Raw genomic sequence first — 25,756 nt, forward strand, 5'->3', positions numbered from 1 at the left:
GCCTCTCGGCCGTCTTATGAAAACAGGCTCAGTGCATCTTCACCGGCGTGCTGAAGCGGCTGGATTCGATGGCCACTGCACCGGGCTTGAAGCTCGCCGAGGTGGCGGAAGCCGACATGTCGTTGCTGAGCATGCGGTTGGCGACAACACGCGGCGCCTTCACCGAGCGCCCGGTCGTACCCTTGTTCTGGTTGAGCGCCCAATCCGAAATAAGATCCTGCGTCAGGCGTCCACCGCCCACCATGGCCTGCTGGGAAACGGCGGCATCCTGCCTGCTCGGGCGCGAACCCTTGGTCGGCATGCCGGCGCTGAGACCGCCATTGATGGCAGGCTTCAGGTCGAAAGCATCACCGAAGCCAGCCTGCGGTTCCGTCTTGGCCGTTTCGGCGGGTGCGACGGTAACCTTGTGGTTGACGGCGGCCGGGAATGGCGCGGCTGTCGGCATGGCAGCCGACTGGACCTGCGACCGGGCGGCCTGACCGCTCTGTTCAAGAGCCGCAACCACCGTCGGCGAAAGCGTATCTTCCTGCGCCTCGGCGAGATCGTCCTCACCTTCGGGATCGGCATTGGCCGCCGCCAGCAGGGCTTCCGCCACGGCCGGACGATTTGCGGGAACCGGAACAGAAGCGAGTTCGCCGGTCGCAGCCGGTGTCGCACCATCTGCGGACGCCGTCAGGATCGATCCTTCCGCATCACCTCTCATGCTACGCGGCCCAAGAAGTGTGGGCACCGGCACGGATACCTCAGCCAGATCGGCAAATTGCTGGCGCTCGGCCGGCGCAGAAGCCGGAGTCGGCGTGGTCGCTGCCTGCAGCGCATCCTGTGCGGCATTGCGGGCCGGCGAATAAAGCGCGGTCGCAAGGCCTGTATTGGCCGGCGGCTGGTTACCGAAGGCAGGTCGGGCCGTCGGCAGCGGCGCATCGTTCACGCCAGGAAGCGCCTGTGCCGAAGCAACTGCAATGGTGGGTTCAGGCTCGGGAGCCGCCTGCTGCGGCGCCGCCGGACGGGCGACGGCCGGGCGTTCTGCGGGCTCCGGCGCTGCGATGCTATCGGGATCTTCATCCTCGTCGCCGCCACCGCCAAAGAGGGCCTGCAGCAACGTCTTGCGCTTGCCGCCGCCAGATGAGGCAGGGCCGGCACCGGCACTGGAAGCAACCTGAATGGAGGAGGAGCTGACGCGCTTCTTGTAATCGGCGAGCGCCTGCTCATAACCGGGAAGCGGCTTGCCGTCGGAAGGAAGATGCAGCGTATTGCCGTTCGGGAAGATGCGGACGAGTTCCTGGCGACTCATGCGCGGCCAGGCGCGAACGCCGCCGACATCCATGTGCACGAAGGGAGAGCCCGACGTCGGATAAAAACCGACGCCACCGATCTGCATCTGCATACCGATTTCACGAAGGCGGGCGAGCTTCACACCGGGGATATAAAAATCCATGGCCTTGCCGAGCATGTGCTGGCTTTTTTCCGCGACACCCTTGGTGCGTGTCCGCAGCAGACCGTTGGTCTCTGGCGAGCGGAAGGCCGAAACGACGTTGATATAGTCGGTCGCGCCGCTGCGGCGATAAACTTCCCAGACGAGATCGAAAAGGCGCGGGTCCATGCGTGTCGGCTGGTTGCGCCGCCAGTCGCGCAGGAACCGGTTCAGTTCCTGCAGACCTTTCTGGTCATATTTTCCATTGCGCTTGAAGGTGATGACCGCCTTCTCGCGTGTATGGATATAATACAGTTTGAGGCTGCGCGTCTCGGCGGCGGCTTCCGTCGCCGAAACACCTACGAAAGGCATTGCGGCGAGCATCAGGCAGGCAAAGGTGACAGCGCGCGCCGACAGCTTCGTGCATATATCCTTGATCAAGCCGCGCGCAATCTTTGTCGAAAGCGCGTTATTCCGATGCAGATATGGCAATTCGATCCCCGCCTGGAAGACAATTTCTGTCACATTGCCTCAAATGAACGTCAAATACGGTGACACGATGGCAAAATTGCCACACACATACAACCTTCCTCTACATAGTGAATCAGCCACTAACAAGAGGTTTATAGACGGTAAGCGGATATCCTTGCTCAGAAGTTAACGAATTTACGATCTGCCTTCGAATGCGGGGTTTGTGCGCTCAGGCTGCATCTCGAAGGGGATCGTCGGGATCGATGCCATAATCCTTCAGCTTTCGGTAAAGAGTCGAACGGCCGATGCCGAGCTTTCTGGCGACCTGGCTCATCTGCCCGCGATAGAAGCGCAGGGCGAAACGGATGAGCTCCTCCTCGATCTCGGCCAGTTTGCGGATATTGCCCGATTCATCCATGCTGGAGATCAGGTTTCCGCCCCGGTAGATGGTGGTGGAAATATCCGACGGCTCCTCAATCACAGCGTGGTTTTCAGCGGCCGGTGGCGGGGCCGGTGAATAGGCCGCAAGCTTCAGCGACGCTCCCGATGGTGTGCGGATGACATCGTCCGCATCGTCGCCGGTCGAAAATTCCGGCAGCTGAAGCGCGATCTGCGGAAAATCGGAATCCGACAGTTCCTCGCCCTGTGAGAGTACCACGGCGCGGAAGACGGCGTTTTCGAGCTGGCGGATATTGCCCGGCCAGTCATAGGCCGTCAGCAGCGCCAGCGCGCTGGCGTTGAGGCCGACGGGATTGGGCAATTTCTGTTCCGCCGAAAAGCGCTCGGCGAAAACCCGCGCCAGATGGGGAATATCTTCCTTGCGGCGGCGCAGCGCCGGAATGGTGATCGGGAAGACATTGAGGCGATAATAAAGGTCTTCGCGGAAGCGGCCTTCCTTCACCTCTTCGATGAGGTTCTTGTTGGTGGCGGAGATCAGCCGCACATTCACCTTCTGTACCCGTGCGGAGCCGACGGTTTCGATTTCGCCCTGCTGGACCGCGCGGAGCAGCTTCACCTGCACGTCCAGCGGCAGATCGCCGATTTCATCGAGGAACAGCGTGCCGCCATCCGCCTCCATGAATTTGCCGACATGTTTTTCCGTCGCGCCTGTGAAGGCTCCCTTTTCGTGGCCGAAGAGGATGCTTTCCACGAGATTATGGGGAATGGCGCCGCAATTGACGGTGATGAACGGCTTGCTCGCCCTGTCTCCGGCCGACTGGATGGCGCGGGCGACCATTTCCTTGCCCACACCGGATTCGCCTTCCAGCACCACGGGAATGCTGGACTGGGCGGCGCGCTGCGCGAGTTCAATGACCCTCAGCATTGCGGGGCTTGCGGAAACGATATCGGTAAAATTCACTGCATTGCTCCGTCCGCGCCGGCCCGTGCGGGCCTTTGCCTCTCTCCTGTCGAGCTTGAGCGCATTGGAGATGGCAGCGCCGATCCTTTCCGGCGAAACCGGCTTGACGACAAAATCGAAAGCGCCGGCGCGCATGGCCTGCACAACGGTATCGATGCCGCCCTGCCCCGTCTGGACAATGACGGGAACATCGGTGCCGAGTTCGCCGATAGCTTTGAGAAAGGTAAGCCCGTCCATTTCAGGCATCATGAGGTCGAGGACAATGACATTGATCTCGCCGCTATATTGCTTGAGCAGTTCCAGCCCCGCCTTGCCGTTTTCGGCGAGCAAGGCGAGATGCCCATAACGTTCCACCGCATTTTTGAGCAGGCGGCGCTGGACGGGATCATCGTCTATCACGAGAACATGCGCGGTCATTTTTAGCTCCGGTTTCCGGTTTATGGACCTGCTTCATGCGGTCCCTTATTCCGCACTCTGGCATGGGAGACTTGAACATCCAGTTTTGAGAATTGCTTGCATTTTATCCATTGCCGCGGGAAACAAGGTCCCCATATGCTTCGCACGCATAATCAGAAGGACACGTTCGATGACCCTCAACCGCCCTACCCCGCAACCCGTCTTCTCCCTTGCCGAAACCGCCGGTCCGGCGCTTGGCGACCTGCCCGGCTGGAAGCTCTCGGACCTCTATCCGTCGGGCGATTCGCCGGAATACAAGGGCGATCTCGAGAAGGCGGCGTCGATGGCGGCGGCTTTCGAGAAGAAATGGAAGGGCAAGCTTGAGGCTGCCGCGAAGGCCACCGGCGAAAAGGGCATCGGCGCTGCGCTCAAGGAATATGAAGCGCTGGACGATCTCATCGGCCGCATCGGCTCCTTTGCCGGGCTCACCTATTTTTCCGATACCTCGAACCCGGCAAACGGCAAGCTTTACGGCGATGCCCAGGCGAAGCTGACGGATATTTCCTCCCATCTCCTGTTCTTCACCCTTGAGCTCAACCGTATCGACGACGCCACGATGGACGCCTGCATGGCGAATGACGCCGTAGCAGGTCACTACCGCCCATGGCTGGTGGATTTGCGCAAGGACAAGCCGCACCAGCTCGACGACCAGCTGGAACAGCTTTTCCTCGAAAAATCGATGACCAGCGCGGCGGCCTTCAACCGCCTGTTCGACGAGACGATGGCCGATCTGCGTTTCGACATTGACGGCGCGAGCCTGCCGCTGGAAGTGACGCTCAACATGCTGCAGGAGCCGGAGCCGGAAACCCGAAAGAAAGCGGCTCAGGCGCTGAGCGCCACCTTCAAGGACAATCTGCGCGTCTTCACGCTCATCACCAACACGCTTGCCAAAGACAAGGATATTTCCGACCGCTGGCGCAAATTCGAGGATATTGCCGATAGCCGTCATCTCGCCAATCGCGTCGAGCGCGAGGTGGTCGATGCCTTGGCGGCGGCGGTCAAGAAGGCCTATCCGCGCCTCTCGCATCGTTATTACGCCATGAAGGCGAAATGGCTCGGCATGGAGCAGATGAATTATTGGGACCGCAACGCGCCGCTTCCCGATACGTCGAACACGATCATTCCCTGGGATGAGGCAAAGGACACCGTGCTTTCCGCCTATGGCAACTTCGCCCCCGAGATGGCCGATATTGCCCGCCGTTTCTTCGATGAAGAATGGATCGACGCTCCGGCCCGCCCCGGCAAGGCGCCGGGCGCCTTCGCGCATCCGACCGTGCCCTCGGCCCATCCCTATGTGCTGGTCAACTATCTCGGCAAACCGCGTGACGTGATGACGCTCGCCCACGAACTCGGCCATGGCGTTCATCAGGTTCTGGCCGGCGAACAGGGCGCCTTGATGTGCGCGACGCCGCTGACGCTTGCCGAGACCGCCTCCGTCTTCGGGGAAATGCTGACCTTCCGCAAGCTGCTCGACGACACCAGGGATGTCAGGGAGCGCAAGGCCATGCTCGCCCGCAAGGTCGAGGACATGATCAACACGGTCGTACGCCAGATCGCTTTTTATGAATTCGAGCGCAAACTGCACACCGCCCGCAAACAGGGCGAACTGACCTCCGAGCAGATCGGCGAATTGTGGCTGTCCGTTCAGGCCGAGAGCCTGGGCCCGGCAATCCGGATTTCCGAAGGCTACGAGACATGGTGGACCTACATCCCCCATTTCATTCACTCGCCCTTTTATGTTTATGCCTATGCCTTCGGCGACTGCCTGGTGAACTCGCTCTATGCGGTTTACCAGAAGGCCGAAACGGGCTTTCAGGAGAAATATTTCGAGCTCCTGAAGGCGGGCGGCACCAAGCATCATTCGGAGCTTCTGAAACCCTTCGGCCTTGATGCGACCGATCCCTCCTTCTGGGACAAGGGGCTTTCGATGATCGAGGGGCTGATCGACGAGCTAGAAGCGCTGGATAATAAACAGGCTTAATCTCTTCCTCCGGCAGGGCTATCCTATTTCGGACAAGCTTTGCCGGTTGATATTGCCGGCGGAAGACACCGGCAACAATTCAGGCGACGAGCACAGGCAATGAAACGCAAACCCGCCGATCTGACCTTGAGGGAAACCCTGCGCTGGGAGCCGCAGACCGGCTTTCAGCGCATCGACCAGCATATGCGCCGATTGCTGCGCTCCGCCGACGCGCTCGGTTTTCGCGCGCCGGTCAATGCGGTTCAGGTTCTGGAAAAGAAGGTGGGCGGCGAAAAGCCGCTCTGCGTCAGGCTGGTCATGAACTACAAGGGCGAACTCGACATCGAAACCGCTGACTTCCAGCCCTTGCGACAGGATGCCGTCTGGCGGGTTCGCATCGCCCGGCAGACCAGGCTCGATTCCTCCGATACCTTCTATCGCCACAAGTCCTCACGCCGCGAGCCCTATGATGCCGCCCGGGCCGAATTTTCAGCCGGGGAGGCCGATGAGGTGCTGCTGCTCAACGAGCGCGGCGAGTTGTGCGAGGGATCGTCGACCAGCATTTTCGTCGAAATGCCGGATGGGCAATTGCTGACGCCGCCGCTCGACAGCGGCATTCTGCCGGGTGTGCTGCGCGCCGATCTGATCCGCGAACGCAGGGCGCGCGGGCAGGCGCTGAAACCGGAAGACATTGCCGGCCGGAAGCTCTTCGTCGGCAATTCGTTGCATGGGTTGGTTGCGGCGGAACTCGTCTAAACAGTCACCGCCAGAAGCCGGTCTCGGCCTTTTTCCTTGGCCGCATAAAGAGCCTGATCGGCCCGCATGAAAACATCGTCGGTGCTTTCGGGCGTGCGATAGACCGTCAACCCGGCCGAGCAGCTATAGGAAAAATCCGGGAATTCGGAGAGGGGCCTCGAAAGGCGCACCTTCTGCAGCAGCCGTTCGACGATCTCCCGGCCCTCGGCCACCGTGCTGCGTGGCAGGATGAGCATGAATTCCTCGCCGCCGATCCTGCCGAAACAATCCACCCGCCGGATGACGGAATGGGCGATGCCGACGAAATCGCGAAGCACCGCATCCCCGCATTTATGACCGAAACGATCATTGATCTGCTTGAAGAAATCGATATCGAGCGTGCAGAGGCAAAAAGGCGTTTCCAGCCCCTCGGCAACCCGCTCCACCTGCAAAGCCAGCTTGGCGAAGACGAAACGGCGATTTGCCGTTCCCGTCAATTCATCCGTCTGCGAGGCGCGGACTGCCAGATCCCGATCCTGCCGCAGCGTTCTGTAACCCTGGCGCAATTCGGTGACGTCGCTTGCAACGCACAGCATCCAGCCATCCTGCTGCACCGTTTCCGTCATCCAGAACCAGCGGCCGTCATGCATATCCATCTCAAAGGCGCGGTAAGGCAGTTTGCCGCGCCGGGACTGCGCTGACAGCAGCCATCCCTCGAAATCATTGTTGCGGACGACGACACCGGTGCGCAGCCGGTGGTTCAGCCGCATGATATCCGCCCAGGTCGGGAAATCGCCGGCGGCGAGCTGAAAGCTTTCCCGAAACGACGGATTGGCATGGCGCAACCGGTCCTCGGAATCGTAAAGCGCAATAAGAACGGGGGTAGCACTCTGAAGCGCTGCGACACGCTCGATAAGATTATTCAACAGGCAACTCCCCCGTGATGGCGAAAATTCCCCCGTCGTCATCCGGCCAAAGCCCCCAAGCCTTTGGACATAGAGAGGAAAAGAAGAACTTAATTATAAACGCACTCTCTAAAATGCGAAGAGGCAGAATGCGGTGGAAAGGGCGCGCGCACCCGCCTTGCCGTCGCCATCGTCATATGTCCGTCATCCACCTGCCCTTTATTGTGGCACGCTTTTGTGATCTAGCTTACTTATTGGCTGAAAAAGGAAAATTGACGAATGACGGATAAAAACCACCCGATTTACGGCGATATTGACGGCCCCATCATCATGATCGGCTTCGGCTCCATCGGGCGCGGCACTCTTCCGTTGATCGAACGTCATTTCAATTTCGACAGGGCCCGGCTTGTCGTCATCGACCCTCGCGAAGACATCGCCGCCTTTCTGGCCGAGAGGAACATCCGCCATATCCAGACGCATCTGACCAAGGAAAATTACCGCGAGATTCTCAAGCCGCTCCTCAAGGGCGTTCAGGGCCAGGGCTTCTGCGTCAATCTTTCGGTCGATGCCGCCTCCGTCGATCTGATGCGGATCTGTCGCAAGCATGGCATGCTTTACATTGACACGGTCGTCGAACCCTGGCCCGGGTTTTATTTCGACGCCGATGCCGACAATGCGGCCCGAACCAACTATTCGCTGCGCGAGACCATGTTGAAGGAAAAGGCGCGCAAGCCGGGCGGCACGACGGCGGTTTCCACCTGCGGCGCCAATCCGGGCATGGTGTCCTGGTTCGTGAAACAGGCACTCGTCAACCTCGCCAAAGATACCGGTCTCGACATCGAGGAACCGCAGCCGCATGACCGCGATGGCTGGGCAAAGCTGATGAAGCGGCTTGGCGTGAAGGGCGTTCACGTGGCCGAACGCGACACCCAGCGGGCGAAGGAACCCAAGCCCTTCGGCGCTTTCTGGAACACATGGTCGGTCGAGGGTTTTATCGCGGAAGGTTTTCAGCCGGCCGAACTCGGCTGGGGAACGCATGAAAACTGGATGCCGAAAAACGCGAAAAAGCAGAAAAAGGGAAGCAAGGCGGCGATCTATCTCGATCAGCCCGGCGCCAATACGCGGGTGCGGACATGGTGTCCGGGCCTGGGACCGCAATATGGATTTCTCGTCACGCATAACGAAGCGATTTCGATTTCCGACTATTTCACCGTCCGCAACGAAGATGGCGACGTGACCTATCGGCCGACCTGCCATTATGCCTACCATCCCTGCAATGACGCCATTCTTTCCCTGCACGAGCTTTTCGGCAATGGCGGCACCCCTCAGCCGATCCAGCATGTGCTCGGCGAAGACGAGCTTGTCGACGGCGCCGATGAACTCGGCGTTCTTCTTTATGGCCATGACAGGGATGCCTATTGGTATGGCTCGCGGTTGAGCCTGCAGGAAGCACGCTCCCTCGCCCCCAACCAGAATGCGACCGGATTGCAGGTTAGCTCCGCTGTGCTCGCGGGCATGGTCTGGGCCATTGAAAATCCGCAGGCCGGCATCGTCGAGGCGGATGAAATGGATTACCGCCGTTGCCTTGAGGTGCAGCGCCCCTATCTCGGACCCGTCGAGGGACATTATACCGACTGGAAGCCGACCGATGGCCGCCCCGGCCTGTTTCCCGACAATATCGATACGTCCGATCCCTGGCAGTTTCGCAACATCCTCGTGCGCTGACGGGACGGAGTCTCATATTTGTCACGCCGGGGCTTTCCTGCACGACATCAGGAACCGGGGAGAGCGAACAACGTTGCCTTGAAATAAGCAACGCTTCGCGGCATGGTCGAAGCACAGAAGGTTTCATCGAATCGCAGGAGAACAGGCTCATGAACTTCAAGACAAGCGCTGCTTTGCTTTCAGCCGCCATCGCGGTGTCTTCATGCGTCGCGCCGGGTCCCTCCCAGCAGACCTCGATGGCGCCTTCGCTTGCCCGCGGCCCGGCCGTCGACGGCCGCTGGATCGACCGCAACGGCATCGTATCGACGTTCCAGAACGGCGCCTTCTCCACCCGTTCGACCGACACCAACACGCTTCTGGCCTCCGGCACCTATGTGACGATTTCGCCGACGCTTTACGAAATCAACATGACCTCACTGGTGCGCAACACGCAGTCGCGCGTCAACTGCGCCCTCGTCTCCCCGTCACAATTGAACTGCACGACGGACACGAACAGCCAGTTCTCGCTGACGCGTCAAGGCTGATAACGTCACCTTTTCAAAGAGATGATCTTCTGGAACGCACGCCTCAGGCGTGCGTTTTTGTTTATTGTGCGCCTGTCATAATTTCGCTTGCGGCGATTGCCGCTAAATGGAAACATCGCGCTTTGAAAGACTGACATGATTTCAGATTAGAAAATGAGCACGGCCGGAGGATGATCGACCGGCCCGGGCTTCCGCTTTGAACAGGAGAGAGGGACCATGAAGAAAATTTTGGGACTGGGCATGCTGAGCGTTTCAGCGATAACGCTTTCGGCTGGAGCGGCTCTGGCCGATTACGAGCTCAACATTCTTCACATCAACGATTTTCACTCTCGTATCGAATCGATCAACAAGTTCGACTCGACCTGCTCGGCGGAAGAAGAAGGCAAAAACGAATGCTTCGGCGGCGCCGCCCGTCTTCTGACCGCAATCAATCAGACCCGTGATGCCCTGAAGGCTCAAGGCAAGAATGTCCTCCTGCTCAATGCCGGCGACAATTTCCAGGGATCGCTGTTCTACACCACCTACAAGGGCACGGTGGAAGCGGAAGTGCTGAACGCCATGAAGTTCGACGCCATGACCGTCGGCAACCATGAGTTCGACGACAGCGAGGACGGACTTGCCGGCTTCCTCGACAAGGTGCAGTTCCCCGTCGTGACCGCCAATGTGGTGGCCACCGCCGCCTCGAAAATCGGCGACCGCGTCAAGCCGTCCATCGTGCTCGAAGTCGGCGGACAGAAAATCGGCATCGTCGGCGCGGTCGCGAACGACACGGCGGAACTGGCAACGCCCGGTCCCAATATCACCATCGCCGAAGATGTCGCGAAAATCAGCGAGCAGGTGCAGAAGCTGAAGCAGGACGGCGTCGACAAGATCATCGCGCTGACCCATGTCGGCTATCCGCGCGATCTCGAATTCATCGCCAAAATCCCTGACGTCGACGTCGTGGTCGGCGGCCACACACATACGCTGCTTTCCAACACCGACCAGAAGGCCGAAGGCCCCTATCCGACCCTCGTCGACAATCCTGGCGGCTACAAGGTTCCGGTCGTTCAGGCCGGGCAGTACAGCAAATATCTGGGCGACCTCAAAGTGGTCTTCGACGACAGTGGCGTGGTCAAGGAAAGCAAGGGCGATCCAATCCTGATCGACTCCTCCTTCAAGCCCGATGAAGCCACGCTGAAGCGCATCGATGAGCTGAAGGCGCCGATCGAGGCTCTGAAATCGAAGGTCGTCGGCTCTTCGGAAGGCCCGATCGAGGGAGACCGCAAGGTTTGCCGCGTGAAGGAATGCTCCATGGGCAATCTGGTGGCCGATGCGACGCTTGCGCGCGTCAAGGATCAGGGCGTGACCATCGCTTTCGCCAATAGCGGCGGCCTGCGCTCCTCCATCGATGCCGGCGATGTCTCCATGGGCGAAGTGCTGACGGTTCTGCCGTTCCAGAACACCGTCGCGACCTTCCAGCTGAAGGGCGAGGATATTCGCGCCGCTCTCGAAAACGGCGTCAGCCAGATCGACGACGGCGCGGGTCGTTTCATGCAGGTCTCCGGCCTGAAATATTCCTTCGACCGCTCGAAGCCGGCCGGCGGCCGTGTCGTTTCGGTCGAGGTCAAGGAAGGCGACGCCTTCGTGCCTCTCGATCCCGCCAAGACCTATATTGTCGCGGCCAATAATTACGTGCGTACCGGCGGCGACGGCTTCAAGGTCTTTGCGACCAAGGCCATCAACGCCTATGACTTCGGCCCCAACCTCGAGGAAGCCGTTGCGGCCTATATCACCGCCAACAGCCCCTATAAGCCCTACACGGATGGCCGCATCAGCGAAGTGACGCCTGCCGGGTATGTCGCTCCGGCAAAGCCCGCGGCACCTGCGCCGGCCGCGACCGCACCTGCTCCGGCCGCTACACCCGCTCCCGCAGCACCTGCCGCTACTGCACCTGCTGCCACAGCACCGGCCGCCACGGCTCCGGCCACGACGACGCCCGCCGCAGCCGCTGCTGCCGCCAGCAAATATGTCGTTGAAAAGGGCGACTCGCTCTGGAAGATCGCAGCGGAGAAATATGGCGACGGCGCTCTCTGGAGCAGGATTGCCAAGGCAAACACGCTGAAGCATCCGAACCACATCGAGATCGGCGAGGAGCTGGAACTGCCGGCTCAATAAGCCGGACGGGAACAGACAGGGCAATTTGCCGCAGACAGGAAGCCGGCCCTCGGAGATCGGGGCCGGCTTCTTATTTTTCTTTTAAAAACAAATCTTTACAGATCAAATTTTGGCAAAGGACATCCTGAAGCGCCCCCCGCCGCGGAAATAGCCTCCGCCGGTGGTTCAATCCTGAAAAATTTCGTCTAGAACACGTGAACAAATTGACGGCACGAGCGTATAGCTCGGGCATTGCCGGTCCAACCCCGTCGCGGTTTGCGTTCGGCACGCATAAACAGAAGATGGAGCGTTTCCGCCCTTGTCCGAAACGGAACCGCTCCTCACGCAACCAGTCCGAGTTTCAGGGTGTCATTCATGGCGACAGAACTATCCGCACTCCCCGCAAACCATCCCCGCACGGCATTTGGCAAGGTCGGCGTCCTGCTCGTCAACCTCGGCACGCCTGACGGTACGGACTATTGGCCGATGCGCCGTTATCTGGCGGAATTCCTGAGCGACAAGCGGGTAATCGAATGGTCGCGTCTCTACTGGTATCCGATCCTTTACGGCATTGTCCTCAACAAGCGCCCGCAGAAAGTCGGCAAGGCCTATGAGGAAATCTGGAACCACGAGCGCAATGAAAGCTATCTGCGCACCTATACTCGCAGCCAGGGCGAGCTGCTGGCGGAAGCGCTGAAGGACCTGCCCAATGTCGCGGTCGACTGGGGCATGCGTTACGGCCAACCCTCCATCGCCTCGAAGATCGATGCGCTGAAGGAACAGGGTTGCGAAAAAATCCTGCTTTTCCCGCTTTACCCGCAATATGCCGCATCGACCACGGCAACCGTGAACGACAAGGCTTTCGAGCATCTGATGAAGCTGCGCTGGCAGCCCGCCATCCGCACCGTACCGCCCTATCACGACGATCCGGCCTATATCGAAGCGCTCGCCACCTCCGTCAAAAACCATCTAGCGACGCTGGACTGGGAGCCGGAAATGCTGATCACCTCTTTCCACGGCATTCCGCAATCCTATTTCAAAAAGGGCGATCCCTATTATTGTCACTGCCAGAAAACCGCCCGGCTGCTGCGCGAGGCGCTGGGGCGGACAGAGAAAAATTTCATGATCACCTTCCAGTCGCGTTTCGGACCGGAAGAATGGTTGCAGCCCTATACCGACAAGACCGTGGAAAAGCTGGCCTCGGAAGGCATCAAGCGCATCGCCGTGATGAATCCCGGCTTCGTTTCGGATTGTCTTGAGACACTGGAAGAAATCGCCGGTGAAGCGGGCGAGATTTTCCTGCATAATGGCGGAGAGAAATTTACCCATATTCCCTGCCTGAACGACAGCGCCGAGGGCATGAATGTTCTCGAAAAGGTTGTGCGGCGGGAGTTGCAAGGATGGGTGTAATCTTGCCATAACGATGCCGGGGTAAAACCCGGACGGTTCTGATCAGGAGGAAAAGTGATGATTGCATTGGGCGGCTTCGACATCGTCGTCATGGCAGCGGTGGTTCTCGTTATTCTGGTGCTGTTTGCCGGCATCAAGACCGTGCCCCAGGGGCATCGCTATACGGTTGAACGGTTCGGGCGCTACACCCGCACGCTCGAGCCGGGCCTGAACCTCATTGTGCCGTTCTTCGAAACCATCGGTTCGAAAATGAACGTGATGGAGCAGGTCCTGCATATACCGACACAGGAAGTCATTACCCGCGACAATGCCAGCGTCTCCGCCGACGCCGTCACCTTCTATCAGGTCCTCAATGCCGCGCAGGCCGCTTACCAGATCGCCAATCTGGAAATGGCCATCGAAAACCTTACCATGACCAATATCCGTTCGGTGATGGGCTCGATGGACCTCGACGAATTGCTGTCGAACCGCGACGCCATCAACGATCGCCTGCTGCGCGTGGTGGACGAGGCGGTGGGACCATGGGGCATCAAGGTCACCCGTATCGAGATCAAGGACATTGCGCCGCCGAAGGATCTCGTCGATTCCATGGCGCGGCAGATGAAGGCCGAGCGCGAAAAACGCGCGCAGGTGCTGGAAGCCGAAGGCGCCCGTAATGCCCAGATTCTGCGCGCGGAAGGCGCGAAGCAATCCGCCATTCTGGAGGCGGAAGGCCAGCGCGAAGCGGCGTTCCGCGATGCCGAGGCGCGCGAGCGTCTGGCCGAGGCTGAAGCCAACGCCACCCGCATGGTCTCGGAAGCCATCGCCGCCGGCAATGTCCACGCCATCAACTATTTCGTCGCCCAGAAATATACCGAGGCTCTGGCAGAGATCGGCACGGCGAAGAATTCCAAGATCGTGCTGATGCCGATGGAGGCTTCGGCGCTGATCGGCTCACTCGGCGGTATCGGCACGATTGCGAAAGAAGTCTTCGGCGACAGGGGCGATGCGCCGACTGCGCCTGCCCCCTCCACATCGTCCCGCTCCGTGCCGCCGACGCGGCCTTCCGGCCAGAGCATCAACGTCACGATCCCCGGTAATCCCTTCGGCTCTTCATCGGAGAAGTGATGATGCTGCAACGGCTTGCCACTGAGCTGGGACCATGGAGCTGGTGGATCGTCGCCTTCGTGCTTCTGGCCGCCGAACTCATCGCTCCCGGCGTGTTCCTGATCTGGATCGGCCTCGCCGCGTTGGTTATCGGCGCGGTCTCGCTGCTTTTGTGGGATGCGGCATTCTGGGCCTGGCAATTGCAGCTGGTGCTGTTTGCCGTGCTCTCCGTCGTCTTCGCCCTGCTCGGCCGGAAATATTTCGGCAGGAACCGGGCGGCAAGCGACGAACCCTTCCTCAACCAGCGTGAGGCAAGCCTGGTCGGCCGCACCGCGACCCTTCAGGAACCGATTGTCGAAGGGCGTGGCCGCATCAGGCTGGACGATACCTGGTGGCCGGTCAACGGCGAGGACCTGCCGGCCGGCACCCGGGTGAGGATCGCTTCCGCACGCGGACGCACGCTGACAATCGAGCCGTTGGACCGATAGGTTTTCAGGATCAGTTTTTTTCAGGATCGGCGGTGGCTTCAAGCCACGCCAATTCTCAAGAGATCGTGGAAATGCACCAGCCCGATGGGCCGGTTGTCGTCATCGATGACAATCAGCGCGCCAATGTGGAATTTTTCCAGCGTCGCCAGCGCGCTGGTCGCCAGCACCGATTTTTTGACGGTCTTCGGCGTGCGGGTCATGATATCATCGACCGTCATTTCGGCGAGGTTGCGCGACAGGTTGCGCGCCATATCGCCCTCGGTGACGATGCCGCACAGGCGGCCATCCTCGTCCAGAATGCCGACGCAGCCGAAATGCTTGCGGGAGAGAACCCCGACCGCTTCCGGCATGGCCGTTCCCTTGTTGACCAGCGGCACACGATCGCCGGTATGCATGATATCGCTAACCAGCGTCAGGCTCGCCCCCAGCTTGCCGCCGGGATGAAACACCTTGAAATCGCCCGCGGTGAAATTGCGCGCCTCCAGCAGTGCAACGGCAAGGGCATCGCCCAGCGCAAGCTGCATCAACGTAGAGGTCGTAGGCGCAAGGCCGAGCGGGCAGGCTTCCTGCTCATTGGGAACCAGCAGCACGATATCGGAAGCCTGCGCCAGCGATGAATTTTCCGAACAGGTGAGCGCGATCAGCGGAATGGAGAACCGGCGAGAATAATTGATGATGCTGCGCAGTTCCGCGCTTTCGCCGCCCTTGGAAATGGCCAGCACCACATCATCGCCGCCGATCATGCCCAGATCGCCGTGATTGGCCTCCGCCGCATGCACAAAAAAGGCAGGCGTTCCAGTGGAGGCGAAGGTGGCGGCAAGCTTCGCGCCTATGTGGCCGCTTTTCCCAACCCCGGTAATGATGAGACGGCCATTCGACTGGCCGATGGTCTCGATCGCCTTGCAGAAGGGGTCGGAAAGACCGTTCCTCAGAGCATCCTCAAGGGCGGCAAGGCCAGCCCGCTCCACCGAAATCGTCCGCACGGCGGATTCGATGGCATTGTCTTCGACCAGTTTGACGGCGCGCGTAATCATGGCCGACTGTTACTCTTTCAGCCGGAATAAGTCCACTCTCCAGCCGGCCAGCGCCGGGTTTTAGTAGATGTCGTCCGAAAATGTTCAACGGTGTTGGTACAACGACATGTCATCAATGACGTCGATCCGGCGGAGAAATCTCCTCCATCGTTCCAAGCCGCTTGAAAGGGATGTTTTCCTCGTCGACCAGATATCGCCCGAGCGTCCTTACCCATGAGACCGAGCCGTCGCTGCGGCGCACGGCATATTCCTGATTATAAAAACTCGCGGCCTTCAGGGTGATCAATGCCGTTTCGATCACACGGTTTCGATGATCCAGGTCCACTTTTTCAAGCATCTGAAAAATGCTGATGCCCTGCATCGCCTGCCGCAGTGGAATCCCGAAGAGTTCAGCACATACTTCGTCTAGATAGAAACGGTCATTGGTAATATCCCAACAATAAAAACCGACCTGCTTGGTGTTCAAAACGGGATTCATGAAACGACGCTGTCACACAAAATAAAATTCAATACCACTTGCTGAGCAATAGAAGATCAGCCCCTATAAACTATAGGGCGATTCCGTGCCGAATTGAAACGTTTTAATCTTCTCATATTAGGAATATTTTGCATTCTTGACCATTTCCCTCCAGTCATGGTGACGAGTGAAATCGGCCCACCGGGTCCGATGATCGGCGCCGTTGGCTTTGCGCCCCTGCCATAACACTGAAATCCCGGCGATCTTTATCAACTGTTAACCATAAAAAACCTATTGTTAAAGCGATGTTAAAACTTGCGTCGCCTGTCTGGTCCCTGGTTTCTTCACGTCATTTCATCGGCCTGTCACTCATAGGGCCTGAGGGGATGTCTTGGTGGCCCTTCGATCCGGCATCGGCCAAACTCGCCGGGTGAAAAGGAATGAACGTGAAGGGCACCGCCACACGTCTGCCGACGTCGCGGAAAGCAGCAACCCTGCTGCTCGCCTGCACGATTTTTTACCCGCAGGGAAACACCTTCGCGCAGACTGCAACAACAGCCATACCAGTCTTGCCGGGCAGCGCTTCTGCCGTCGACGGAGCAGCTTCACCCACACCGGCGACGGACAATGGCGTGAGCACTGGCACTGTCCCTGCCACAGCTACACCCACGCCCGCACCGCAACTCTGGCGTCCGTCCAACAATCCCGGCGATCCGATTTACGAACAGCAGGACGAAGCGGGCCAACCCTATGCCGAGGCCGAAAACCCCTATGAGCCGACGGTGGACGGTGGCGAAAATCCACGGATAGCGACCGAACCCGGGCAGACGCCCGGCATCCGGCTCGGCACATTCCTGCTGCGACCTTCGATCAGCCAGACGATCAATACGGAAAAGCAGACGAATACCGGCGGTCCTTCCAGACGCAATTATCTGACGACAGGCATACGCGGTACGCTCACCAGCGACTGGTCCCGTCACGCCTTGACGGTGACCGGCGACGGCGCCTGGGAGAGAAATTTCGGCAGCGACAAGGACGGCGAAGAGCCCCGGGCAAGGATAGAGGCCGATCTGCGCCTTGATCTCGGCGAAGAAACGACGGCCAATCTCAAGGCCGGTTATGAATTCAGCCGCGAAGACACGACGGACCCCAATGCTCTCACCGGCGCTGCCGTGCAGGGCGGCGAACACCGCTTCACCACCAGCGCATCGATAGAGCGGGATTTCGGCAAGCTTCGCGGCCTGGCGGCGCTCGATCTCTCACGCACGGTCTATACGGATGCGAAAGGCGTCGACGGCCGGCCGATCAGCCTCAGTGACCGCGACCAGAACGGCGCGAACCTGCGCGGACGTATCGGCTATGAATTGTCGCCGGCGCTCATCCCCTTCCTAGAACTGAATGCCGGGACAACCAAATATGACAGGCGTCTCGACAATTCGGGCTATGCCCGCTCCTCCAATGCCTATGGGGCGAAGGTCGGCGCGGAAGTCGATCTTGGCGAGAAGACCCGTGGCGAGGCCGCCATCGGCTATCTGCGCAAGCAATATGACGACGATCGCCTCGCCTCGATCGGCGCATTGACGCTGGATGGCGAACTCAACTGGTCACCCCAGCGGGGCACGAATGTCAATCTCGGGCTGCGTACGACGATAGAGGACTTTGCCGGCGGACCGCAGGGTGGCTGGATTTCCTATCGGCTGGATGCCGGCCTGACCCACGAATTGCGCAGCAACCTCGTTGCCCGCCTGACGGGGCAGATCGTACATCGCACATTCCCCTCTTCCGACACGGAAAATGCCGTGGAATATACCGCAGACGCCGGCCTGACCTGGGGGCTCAACCGCTATCTCGACCTGACGGCGGATGTCAGTTACCAGTGGACGCCGGTTTACGACAGCAGTGAGCTGCGCGTCGGCGCAGGACTTGTCCTCAAGCGATAGGCTTCGGCCAAAAAGAAATCCCGGCGCTATGGCCGGGATCCCGTTTCTGTTCTGGTGGATTATTTCAACCCGTCGATCAGAGCCTTGATCGGCTCTTCGATCGCAGGGCGAATATCGCCACGCTCCAGCGCGAAGGCGACGTTGGCAAGAATGAAACCATCCTTGGCGCCGCAATCGAAGGTCTGGCCACGGAAATGATAGCCGGAGAATTCCTGCGACTTGGCAAGCGTCAGCATGCCGTCCGTCAGCTGGATTTCGTTGCCGGCGCCACGCTCCTGATTTTCGAGAATGTCGAAAATCTCGGGCTGAAGAATATAACGGCCGTTGATGTAGAAATTCGACGGCGCCGTACCCTTGGCAGGCTTTTCGACCATTTCAGTGATCTTGAAACCTTCGCCCACGGCATCGCCCACGCCGACGATACCGTATTTATGCGTCTGGTCGGGAGCGCATTCCTGCACCGCGATGACGTTGCCCTGGGTCTGGTCGTAAAGTTCGACCATGCCCTTGAGGCAGCTTTTCTGCGAATGCATGATCATATCGGGCAAGAGCACGGCGAAAGGCTCGTCACCAACGATATCACGGGCGCACCAGACCGCATGGCCAAGACCGAGCGGCACCTGCTGGCGCGTGAAGCTCGCGGTGCCCGCCTTGGGCAGAAGGCCGGCCAGCAATGTCAGCTCGGCATTCTTGTTGCGCTCGCGCAGCATCTGTTCAAGTTCAAATTGAATATCAAAATAATCTTCGATCACCGCCTTGCCGCGGCCGGTGACAAATACAAAATGCTCAATGCCCGCTTCCGCCGCCTCATCGACGACGTATTGAATGACCGGCTTGTCGACGACAGTGAGCATTTCTTTCGGAACCGCCTTGGTTGCGGGCAGGAAACGCGTGCCGAGACCTGCGACCGGAAATACGGCCTTCCGAATTTTCTTCTGTTCTACCACATATCCCTCCTGAGAGATAAAACTTGATCACAATCCCCGCACGCTGTTGTTATTTCAAAAATAACAACGTTTTGTAAAGGGTGACGCTACCATCTATTAATGGTAAAGAATTTGTTGACGTTCTTTTGTTATCCATGATGACGCCCGATGCGTTTTCGCAATCGAAATGACATTCGAGAGAACGAAAGACAGACGATGACAAAGATGATCCTTTCAGATGTCCGCAAATTCGGCTGCATGGTGGTTGCAGGCCTGGCAATCTCGCTGGCGCCCGTTTCGGCCCGCGCCGATCAGGGATTCCGTCAGTGGATCAACCAGTTCTATGCAACAGCCGCGAAAGAAGGCATTAGCAAGGCGACCTATCAGAAGGCCTTCGCCGGTGTCAGCGAGCCGGATCCCGACGCGCTGCGCAAGGCCACCTTCCAGCCGGAATTCACCACGCAGATCTGGGATTATCTCGATTCCCGCGTCAATCCGTACACGGTGCGGATCGGCCGCGAGATGAAGATGAAGCACGCGACGACCCTCAACTGGATCGAGCGTAACTTCAACGTCGACAAGCACATCATTCTCGCCATCTGGTCGATGGAATCGAATTACGGCGCGGTTCTCGAAAAACCCGAACGTCTGCACAACATCCCGCAGGCGCTGGCAACGCTCGCCTATTCCGATCCCAAACGCGCCAAATTCGCGCGCACGCAATTGATCGCCGCTCTGAAGATTCTCCAGGCGGGCGATGTCACGCCGAAACAGCTGACAGGCTCCTGGGCAGGCGCGATGGGTCACACCCAGTTCATTCCCACCAGCTACCTGCTTTATGCGGTGGATGCGGATGGCAACGGCAAGCGCGACATCTGGCACTCCGTTCCGGACGCGCTGGCAACCGCGGCCAATCTTCTTTCCAAGAACGGCTGGGAGCCCGGCCGGACCTGGGGTTATGAAACCGCCGTTCCGCGTGGCGGCGCCCGTTATGAAGGGCAGACGAAGACCATTGCGGAATGGACGAAGCTCGGCTTTGCCCGCCCGAACGGCAAGAACTTCACGCGCGGCTCCGATCGCGCCATGCTGAAATTGCAGGGCGGAGCAAACGGGCCCGGCTTCCTGATGATGAAGAACTTCTTCACCATCAAGAAATACAACGCATCCGACAGCTATGCGCTCGCCGTCGGCCTGCTTGCGGATGAGATCGCCGGTTATGGCGGCATGCAGCAGAAATGGCCGCGCCCCGATGGGACGCTGGACATTCGCGAAAAATTCGAGCTGCAGACCCGTATGAAGGAACTCGGCTATTATGACGGCGAGGTGGATGGAAACTTCGGCTCCGGGTCGAAAGCCGCCATCAGCGCCATCCAGTCGCGCATGGGTATGGAAACCGACGGCCAGCCGTCGCAGCGGTTGCTGAGAGCCCTGCGCAATTGATAATGTGCCGGTGAATTCGGCGGCGGCGTGAACGCCGCCGATGCATCCGGAAAGGTTGATGTCATGAGTAGGAAACCTGCGGTGAAGAACGGAAGAACCGGTTGGCGTTTCTGCGCCGTCCTTCTTTCCGCTGTCCTTGCCGTGCCGCTCGTTCCTTCCGAAAGCTTCGCCCAGGAGCAACGGCGCACCCTGTTTGAAATGCTCTTCGGCAGACCGGTGGGCCGCGATGGCGGATCCGGGCGCGAATACCAGCCCCGCAACCGCCGCGACTTTCCGTCTGCTCCGCGCGAAAGATCGGTCACCCGCCCGCAACCCGCCAGAAAAGCACCCTCGGTGGTGCAGATGCGGACCGCAAAGCCGGAGCCGGCCGCCAAGCTTGAAAATGCGCGACGCGTTCTGGTCATCGGCGATTTTCTCGCCGGCGGCATGGGTGAGGAACTGGTCAATGCCTTCGCCAGTTCGCCTGCAATCGCCGTCGATGTGCGTGCCAATGGTTCTTCCGGCCTCGTCCGTACCGATTATTACGACTGGTTTACCAACCTGCCGCAATTCATCAGCGAGACCAAACCGGCCACCATCGTCATCATGATGGGATCGAACGATCGCCAGCAGATGCAGATCGGCGATATCAGGGAAAAATTCGGTACGGAGGTCTGGTTCAAGGAATATGAGCGGCGGATCGACGAGCTTCTGGCCCTTGCCGGACGTCAGAAGGTGCCGCTCTTGTGGGTTGGCCTGCCCGCCTTCCAATCGCCGTCGCTTTCGGCCGATCTTGTCGGTTTCAACCGGCTTTATCGCAGCCATGTCGAAAAATATGGCGGCGAATTCGTCGACGTCTGGGACGGTTTCGTCGATGAGGCGGGAAAATTCGTCATTACCGGCTACGACATGAACGGCCAGCAGGCGCGCCTGCGCGAGGCTGATGGCATCGGCATGACCCAGGCCGGCAAACGCAAGCTTGCATTTTACGTCGAAAAATTCGTGCGCAGGCACCTCGATAGCGCGGGGCCGGACCTCGTGAAACTGGACGGCAGCAATCTGCCGGCGCTTACCTCCCTGCCTGCACTCGGCATTGATGCCGGGCAGGTGCGCACCCAGCCTATCAGCCTCACCGACCCCAATCTCGACGGCGGCGACAAGCTGCTGGGCGATGCCCCTTTGGCCGCCGGACCGACACGCGTATCCGTGGTGGAATCGCCGCGCGAAAGGCTGACCAAGCGGGGCGAGATGGCCGATGCACCGGCAGGCCGCATCGATGACTATCGTGTGGCGCCCGATACCACACAGGCAAAACAATAAGCGCTTTCGCAGCGGCCTGACCGCCCCGCAGCGGGCGTAATGTTTAGGCAATCCGCACATGACAGGATAGGTACAGCTTTGCAGGAATGCGGGGTTGGCCATCCACCATCCCCGATCCCCTTTTTGCATGGCGACATCTATTTGACGGCGACGCCTCGCTTGTTCGTAGCGTCAGCGGCGCCGTGGTTTTTTTGCCTTTCGCCGCGCCCCTTTCCAGAAGGTACGCCTGACAATACCGAGATGAATTCATGCGCCTGCTGCTTGTTGAAGACGAACGCGAAATGGCAGCAGCCCTGTCCGCCGCGCTCCACCGGTTCGATATTATCGTGGATACGGTCGGCACGCTCGATCTTGCCCGTCACGCCATCATGGACGGCGTCCACGACCTTGTTGTGCTCGACCGGCAATTGCCCGATGGTGACGGCATCCAGCTTATCGAAGATTTGCGGCTCCTGCCCGTCACCCCGCCCGTCATCGTGCTCACCGCGCAGGGCGCGCTTGTGGATCGGGTGAATGGTCTGAACCTCGGTGCGGACGATTATCTGGCCAAGCCATTCGCGGTCGAGGAACTGCTTGCACGCATTCGCGCCCTGATGCGCCGGCCGGCCGGCGCCGTGACGATGACGGCAAAACTGGGCAGGCTGGAATTCTGCTTCGAAACCCGCGAAGTGCGTATCAAGGGTGAATTCCTTCCGCTGACCAGACGCGAACTGCTGATCCTCGAGGCCCTGTTGCGGCGACAGGGCAGAACGGTGCTGCGCTCATTGCTGGAGGAAGCCGTTTATAATTTCGACGATGAGATCCAGTCCAATGCACTCGATTCCCATATTTCCCGCTTGCGCCGCAAATTGGCGGCCGCGGATGCGGGCCTTGAGGTCCACGGCATTCGCGGCGTCGGTTACCTGCTGAGGGCAATCTCGTGAAGCTGGCCAGAAGAAAATCGCTCAAGCGCCGGCTCACCATTCAACTGCTGCTTTTCCAGATCGGCAGCCTGTTCTTCGTCACCGCCGCCATTGTCACCTATATGTCGAGCGGCGGCGCAGGCAGCGCGCTGCTCAGCCCGGAGGCGGCCCAGATAACCGCCAATGCGATCATACGGAATGAGGACAATCGGCTGGTTCTCAAAGAAACGCCCGAATTCATCAATCTGCGCAGCAATACCTCCGATTTCTGGTTCGTCGCGGTCAGCGAAAAAGGTGAGATCGTGCAGGGCGGGCAGGTGCCCGAGGCATTCAGCAACATGGATCAGCAGCTGAGCGACATCAGGGTCTCCGACGTGCGCGACGCGGCGCTGTCCTATTCCTACCTCGCCGTGGTGCGCATCGCCGTCGTTCGCCGTGCTTCGGGACCGGCGGGAGAATTCGTCATGATCGGCAAAGGCGGGCCGTTCAGCATGACCTTCCCTGTTTTGTTGTTCTCGAACATATTGATCATGCCTGTCCTCATTCTCATGTCCATCGTGACGGTCGTGACCATCCCCTGGATCATCCGCAGGGAATTTCGCGCCCTTTCCACCATTGCCCGAACGGCGGAAACCATCGATATCGACAGACGCGGATACCGATTGCCGGATGGCGATATTCCACGGGAGGTGCAGCCGCTCGTGCATGCCGTCAACGGCGCATTGAAGCGGCTGGACGATGGCTACGAACGGCACAAGCGCTTCATTCTCGATGCCGCCCATGAATTGCGAACCCCCGTCGCCATTCTCCAGACCCGGGTGGAAACGCTGCTGGACGGCCCGGCTCGCAGCAGAATATTGGCGGATGCCAGCCGTATCGCGGTGCTGGCCGAACAATTGCTCGATTTGCAGCGCCTTGGCGGGCAGAAGGCCCCTCTGGTCCCCCTTGATCTTGTCACCCTGTGCAGATCGGTCGTCGCCGATATGGCCCCGCTCGCCATATCACAGGGATATGCGTTGTCCTTCGAACCGGAGGAAGAGCCTATCCTCGCCCTTGCCGACGACGCTTCGTTGCAGCGCGCCCTGATGAACATCGTGCAAAACGCCATAGAACATGGCGGCAATCGCGGCACGATCACGATAAGGGTCGCAGCAAACCGGGTGATCGAGATAGCCGACGAAGGCAATGGTATTCCCGAGGAGGACCGGGAACTGGTTTTCGATGCCTTCCACCGCCTGCGACCGAAAGATCGCGGCACCGGGCTCGGGCTCAACCTCGTGCAGGAAATCGTCCGTTATCACGGCGGGGAGATTACCATCAGCGATGCTTCCACCGGTGGCGCCTGCTTTCGTATCGCCCTTCCCTATTGTTGAAGAAGAAGCCGTCATTTTCGCGACCAAAAGAAAAGGCCTGTTGCGTCTGCAACAGGCCTTTCCGGTTCGTATTACCTTCGGTGCTTAGCGCGGAAGAACGGTCGCACCCATCAGCGCTTCATCGATCGCACGCGCCGCCTGGCGGCCTTCGCGGATCGCCCAGACCACAAGCGACTGGCCACGGCGCACGTCGCCCGCCGCCCACAGCTTGTCGACCGAGGTTTTGTAGTCCGTTTCGTTGGCAATCACATTGGTGGAACCGCGACGGTCGGTGTTGAGCGTCAGCTTGCCGTCCATTTCCTTCAGCACGCTGTCCGTGAAGGGACCGGAAAAGCCGATGGCGATGAAGGCGAGATCGGCCTTGATGATGAATTCCGTGCCGGCAATCGGCTTGCGGCGGTCATCCACCTGGCAGCACTTCACGCCGGTCAGCACGCCGTCTTCGCCGACGAATTCGAGCGTTGCCACCTGGAACTCGCGGATGGCGCCTTCGGCCTGCGAGGACGAGGTGCGCATCTTGGTCGCCCAGAAGGGCCAGACCGCCAGCTTGTCTTCCTTTTCCGGCGGCATCGGGCGGATGTCGAGCTGCGTGACCTTCACCGCACCCTGACGGAAAGCCGTACCGACGCAGTCGGATGCGGTATCGCCGCCGCCGACAACGACGACATGCTTGCCGCCGGCAAGAATCGGATCGGCCGGCCAGCCGACGCTGTCGATATTTTCGCGGCCGACGCGGCGGTTCTGCTGCACGAGATAGGGCATGGCATCGTAGACGCCATGCAGATCGGCGCCGCCGATACCGGCCGGGCGCGGGGTTTCCGAGCCGCCGCAATAAAGCACGGCATCGTGGTCGGCCAGAAGCGCCTCAACCGTTACATCGACGCCGACATTGACGCCGCAATGGAAGGTGACGCCTTCACCCTTGATCTGCTCGACACGGCGGTCGATGAAGTTCTTCTCCATCTTGAAGTCCGGGATGCCGTAACGCAGCAGGCCGCCGGGCTTGGATTCGCGCTCATAGACATGAACCTCGTGGCCGGCGCGGCCGAGCTGCTGCGCAGCCGCCATGCCCGAGGGACCGGAACCGATGATGGCAACCTTCTTGCCGGTGTGGATCGTCGCTGGCTTCGGCACGATGAAGCCCAGCTCGTAGGCCTTGTCGGCAATCGCCTGCTCGACGGTCTTGATGGCGACCGGCGCATCCTCAAGGTTCAGCGTGCACGCCTCCTCACAAGGCGCGGGACAGACGCGACCGGTAAATTCCGGGAAGTTGTTGGTGGAGTGGAGGTTGCGGATCGCCTCTTCCCAATTGTTGTTATAGACCAGATCGTTCCAGTCGGGGATCTGGTTATGCACGGGACAGCCCGTCGGGCCATGACAATAGGGAATGCCGCAATCCATGCAGCGCGCCGCCTGCTTCTGTACCTCGGCATCCGACATCGGAATGGTGAATTCGCGGAAATGGCGAATACGATCCGATGCGGGCTGATACTTGCCCACCTGCCGGTCGATCTCCAGAAAACCTGTAACCTTGCCCACGTTTATATCCTCACATCAAAGCGGAGCGCCTGTCGGGCCCCAGTACCAGTAAGCGAAACCAAAAGCCGCCCCCAGCACGATGAACTCAAATCCGGTCTCGCCGCTCGTCCAGGTGATCGCCGTGGGAACGGCGACCGCGATCATCAGCGAGACCAGTTGGTGTAGTATCCTCACGCGGC

At 59.6% G+C, this 25,756-nt stretch carries 21 protein-coding genes; 13 read left to right on the forward strand and 8 right to left on the reverse strand.

All coding sequences use genetic code 11. From position 1 onward, the window contains the following. Window positions 1-28 precede the first annotated feature (28 nt). Both L901_RS13905 and L901_RS13910 read right to left on the reverse strand, forming a co-directional pair. Window positions 29-1,936, reverse strand: coding sequence for a DUF882 domain-containing protein (locus L901_RS13905; RefSeq protein WP_059757697.1), 1,908 nt, complete (start codon window positions 1,934-1,936; stop codon window positions 29-31). 175 nt (window positions 1,937-2,111) lie between these two features. Continuing rightward, window positions 2,112-3,659, reverse strand: a complete 1,548-nt coding sequence (locus L901_RS13910) for a sigma-54 dependent transcriptional regulator (protein ID WP_003520377.1) — start codon at window positions 3,657-3,659, stop codon at window positions 2,112-2,114. Between the two features lie 169 nt (window positions 3,660-3,828). Between L901_RS13910 and L901_RS13915 the strand changes: the two genes are divergently transcribed. Then, window positions 3,829-5,679, forward strand: coding sequence for a M3 family oligoendopeptidase (locus L901_RS13915; RefSeq protein ID WP_059757700.1), 1,851 nt, complete (start codon window positions 3,829-3,831; stop codon window positions 5,677-5,679). A gap of 99 nt (window positions 5,680-5,778) precedes the next feature. After that, window positions 5,779-6,414, forward strand: a complete 636-nt coding sequence (locus tag L901_RS13920; protein WP_059757703.1) for an aminotransferase class IV family protein — start codon at window positions 5,779-5,781, stop codon at window positions 6,412-6,414. On the opposite strand, the gene L901_RS13925 is transcribed toward L901_RS13920, so the two are convergent. Further along, complete coding sequence (locus tag L901_RS13925; RefSeq protein WP_059757706.1) at window positions 6,411-7,319, reverse strand: GGDEF domain-containing protein; 909 nt, start codon at window positions 7,317-7,319, stop codon at window positions 6,411-6,413. The two genes, L901_RS13920 and L901_RS13925, sit on opposite strands and share 4 nt — an antisense overlap. A 258-nt stretch (window positions 7,320-7,577) precedes the next feature. Between L901_RS13925 and L901_RS13930 the strand changes: the two genes are divergently transcribed. The 6 genes from L901_RS13930 (at window position 7,578) to L901_RS13955 (ending at window position 14,667) form a co-directional block, all read left to right on the forward strand. Next, window positions 7,578-9,023: a homospermidine synthase gene (locus L901_RS13930; protein ID WP_059757709.1), complete on the forward strand. Its 1,446-nt coding sequence runs from the start codon at window positions 7,578-7,580 to the stop codon at window positions 9,021-9,023. A gap of 149 nt (window positions 9,024-9,172) precedes the next feature. Continuing rightward, window positions 9,173-9,547: an outer membrane lipoprotein Omp10 gene (gene omp10, locus L901_RS13935; protein ID WP_003497694.1), complete on the forward strand. Its 375-nt coding sequence runs from the start codon at window positions 9,173-9,175 to the stop codon at window positions 9,545-9,547. Window positions 9,548-9,763: 216 nt separating this feature from the next. Continuing rightward, window positions 9,764-11,704 carry a 5'-nucleotidase C-terminal domain-containing protein gene (locus tag L901_RS13940; RefSeq protein ID WP_059757712.1) on the forward strand — a complete coding sequence of 647 codons (1,941 nt, stop codon included), beginning with the start codon at window positions 9,764-9,766 and terminating at the stop codon, window positions 11,702-11,704. Between the two features lie 354 nt (window positions 11,705-12,058). After that, window positions 12,059-13,093, forward strand: coding sequence for a ferrochelatase (hemH, locus tag L901_RS13945; protein WP_059757715.1), 1,035 nt, complete (start codon window positions 12,059-12,061; stop codon window positions 13,091-13,093). 57 nt (window positions 13,094-13,150) lie between these two features. Next, entirely contained in the window at window positions 13,151-14,200 is a 1,050-nt protein-coding gene (locus L901_RS13950; protein WP_059757718.1) for an SPFH domain-containing protein, read from the forward strand. 2 nt (window positions 14,201-14,202) lie between these two features. Beyond that, window positions 14,203-14,667 carry an NfeD family protein gene (locus L901_RS13955; protein ID WP_059758119.1) on the forward strand — a complete coding sequence of 155 codons (465 nt, stop codon included), beginning with the start codon at window positions 14,203-14,205 and terminating at the stop codon, window positions 14,665-14,667. Window positions 14,668-14,705: 38 nt separating this feature from the next. Here L901_RS13955 and L901_RS13960 read toward each other — a convergent pair whose 3' ends face one another. Then, the gene (locus tag L901_RS13960; protein WP_059757721.1) at window positions 14,706-15,701 is read right to left on the reverse strand and encodes an SIS domain-containing protein; all 996 of its coding nucleotides are present in this window, start codon (window positions 15,699-15,701) and stop codon (window positions 14,706-14,708) included. Between the two features lie 112 nt (window positions 15,702-15,813). Beyond that, entirely contained in the window at window positions 15,814-16,179 is a 366-nt protein-coding gene (locus tag L901_RS13965; protein ID WP_020809352.1) for a PAS domain-containing protein, read from the reverse strand. A 419-nt stretch (window positions 16,180-16,598) separates the two neighbouring features. On the opposite strand from L901_RS13965, the gene uppP reads away from it, so the two are divergent. Continuing rightward, window positions 16,599-18,098, forward strand: a complete 1,500-nt coding sequence (gene uppP, locus L901_RS13970; protein ID WP_059757723.1) for a polysaccharide biosynthesis protein UppP — start codon at window positions 16,599-16,601, stop codon at window positions 18,096-18,098. Between the two features lie 59 nt (window positions 18,099-18,157). On the opposite strand, the gene galU is transcribed toward uppP, so the two are convergent. Further along, window positions 18,158-19,045, reverse strand: coding sequence for a UTP--glucose-1-phosphate uridylyltransferase GalU (gene galU / locus L901_RS13975; RefSeq protein WP_003519549.1), 888 nt, complete (start codon window positions 19,043-19,045; stop codon window positions 18,158-18,160). A 195-nt stretch (window positions 19,046-19,240) separates the two neighbouring features. Here galU and L901_RS13980 point away from each other — a divergent pair, with 195 nt between their 5' ends. The 4 genes from L901_RS13980 to L901_RS13995 all read left to right on the forward strand — a co-directional run bounded on the left by L901_RS13980 (window position 19,241) and on the right by L901_RS13995 (window position 24,038). After that, on the forward strand, window positions 19,241-20,464 hold the full coding sequence (locus L901_RS13980; RefSeq protein ID WP_003519550.1) for a lytic murein transglycosylase: 1,224 nt from the start codon (window positions 19,241-19,243) through the stop codon (window positions 20,462-20,464). 63 nt (window positions 20,465-20,527) lie between these two features. Beyond that, entirely contained in the window at window positions 20,528-21,763 is a 1,236-nt protein-coding gene (locus L901_RS13985; protein ID WP_059758122.1) for an SGNH family hydrolase, read from the forward strand. Between the two features lie 248 nt (window positions 21,764-22,011). Beyond that, on the forward strand, window positions 22,012-22,686 hold the full coding sequence (locus L901_RS13990) for a response regulator transcription factor (RefSeq protein WP_059757726.1): 675 nt from the start codon (window positions 22,012-22,014) through the stop codon (window positions 22,684-22,686). After that, window positions 22,683-24,038, forward strand: coding sequence for a HAMP domain-containing sensor histidine kinase (locus tag L901_RS13995; RefSeq protein ID WP_059757729.1), 1,356 nt, complete (start codon window positions 22,683-22,685; stop codon window positions 24,036-24,038). The genes L901_RS13990 and L901_RS13995 overlap by 4 nt, the downstream gene beginning before the upstream one ends. An 84-nt stretch (window positions 24,039-24,122) precedes the next feature. Here L901_RS13995 and L901_RS14000 read toward each other — a convergent pair whose 3' ends face one another. After that, entirely contained in the window at window positions 24,123-25,577 is a 1,455-nt protein-coding gene (locus L901_RS14000; RefSeq protein ID WP_003519554.1) for a glutamate synthase subunit beta, read from the reverse strand. 15 nt (window positions 25,578-25,592) lie between these two features. Then, complete coding sequence (locus L901_RS27085; protein WP_003519555.1) at window positions 25,593-25,751, reverse strand: hypothetical protein; 159 nt, start codon at window positions 25,749-25,751, stop codon at window positions 25,593-25,595. Between the last annotated feature and the right edge of the window lie 5 nt (window positions 25,752-25,756).

Source organism: Agrobacterium sp. D14, from assembly GCF_001526505.1.
GTDB lineage: Bacteria > Pseudomonadota > Alphaproteobacteria > Rhizobiales > Rhizobiaceae > Agrobacterium > Agrobacterium leguminum.

What these genes read in the sequence shown, in the direction of transcription:
- L901_RS13940 (WP_059757712.1), top strand. Translation starts at nt 9,764, where the DNA reads ATGAAGAAAATTTTGGGACTGGGCATGCTGAGCGTTTCAGCGATAACG.
- L901_RS13930 (WP_059757709.1), top strand. Translation starts at nt 7,578, where the DNA reads ATGACGGATAAAAACCACCCGATTTACGGCGATATTGACGGCCCCATC.
- L901_RS13950 (WP_059757718.1), top strand. Translation starts at nt 13,151, where the DNA reads ATGATTGCATTGGGCGGCTTCGACATCGTCGTCATGGCAGCGGTGGTT.
- omp10 (WP_003497694.1), top strand. Translation starts at nt 9,173, where the DNA reads ATGAACTTCAAGACAAGCGCTGCTTTGCTTTCAGCCGCCATCGCGGTG.
- L901_RS13955 (WP_059758119.1), top strand. Translation starts at nt 14,203, where the DNA reads ATGCTGCAACGGCTTGCCACTGAGCTGGGACCATGGAGCTGGTGGATC.
- uppP (WP_059757723.1), top strand. Translation starts at nt 16,599, where the DNA reads ATGAACGTGAAGGGCACCGCCACACGTCTGCCGACGTCGCGGAAAGCA.
- L901_RS13920 (WP_059757703.1), top strand. Translation starts at nt 5,779, where the DNA reads ATGAAACGCAAACCCGCCGATCTGACCTTGAGGGAAACCCTGCGCTGG.
- L901_RS13910 (WP_003520377.1), bottom strand. Translation starts at nt 3,659, where the DNA reads ATGACCGCGCATGTTCTCGTGATAGACGATGATCCCGTCCAGCGCCGC.
- L901_RS13915 (WP_059757700.1), top strand. Translation starts at nt 3,829, where the DNA reads ATGACCCTCAACCGCCCTACCCCGCAACCCGTCTTCTCCCTTGCCGAA.
- L901_RS13985 (WP_059758122.1), top strand. Translation starts at nt 20,528, where the DNA reads ATGAGTAGGAAACCTGCGGTGAAGAACGGAAGAACCGGTTGGCGTTTC.
- L901_RS13980 (WP_003519550.1), top strand. Translation starts at nt 19,241, where the DNA reads ATGACAAAGATGATCCTTTCAGATGTCCGCAAATTCGGCTGCATGGTG.
- L901_RS13960 (WP_059757721.1), bottom strand. Translation starts at nt 15,701, where the DNA reads ATGATTACGCGCGCCGTCAAACTGGTCGAAGACAATGCCATCGAATCC.
- L901_RS13965 (WP_020809352.1), bottom strand. Translation starts at nt 16,179, where the DNA reads ATGAATCCCGTTTTGAACACCAAGCAGGTCGGTTTTTATTGTTGGGAT.
- hemH (WP_059757715.1), top strand. Translation starts at nt 12,059, where the DNA reads ATGGCGACAGAACTATCCGCACTCCCCGCAAACCATCCCCGCACGGCA.
- L901_RS13990 (WP_059757726.1), top strand. Translation starts at nt 22,012, where the DNA reads ATGCGCCTGCTGCTTGTTGAAGACGAACGCGAAATGGCAGCAGCCCTG.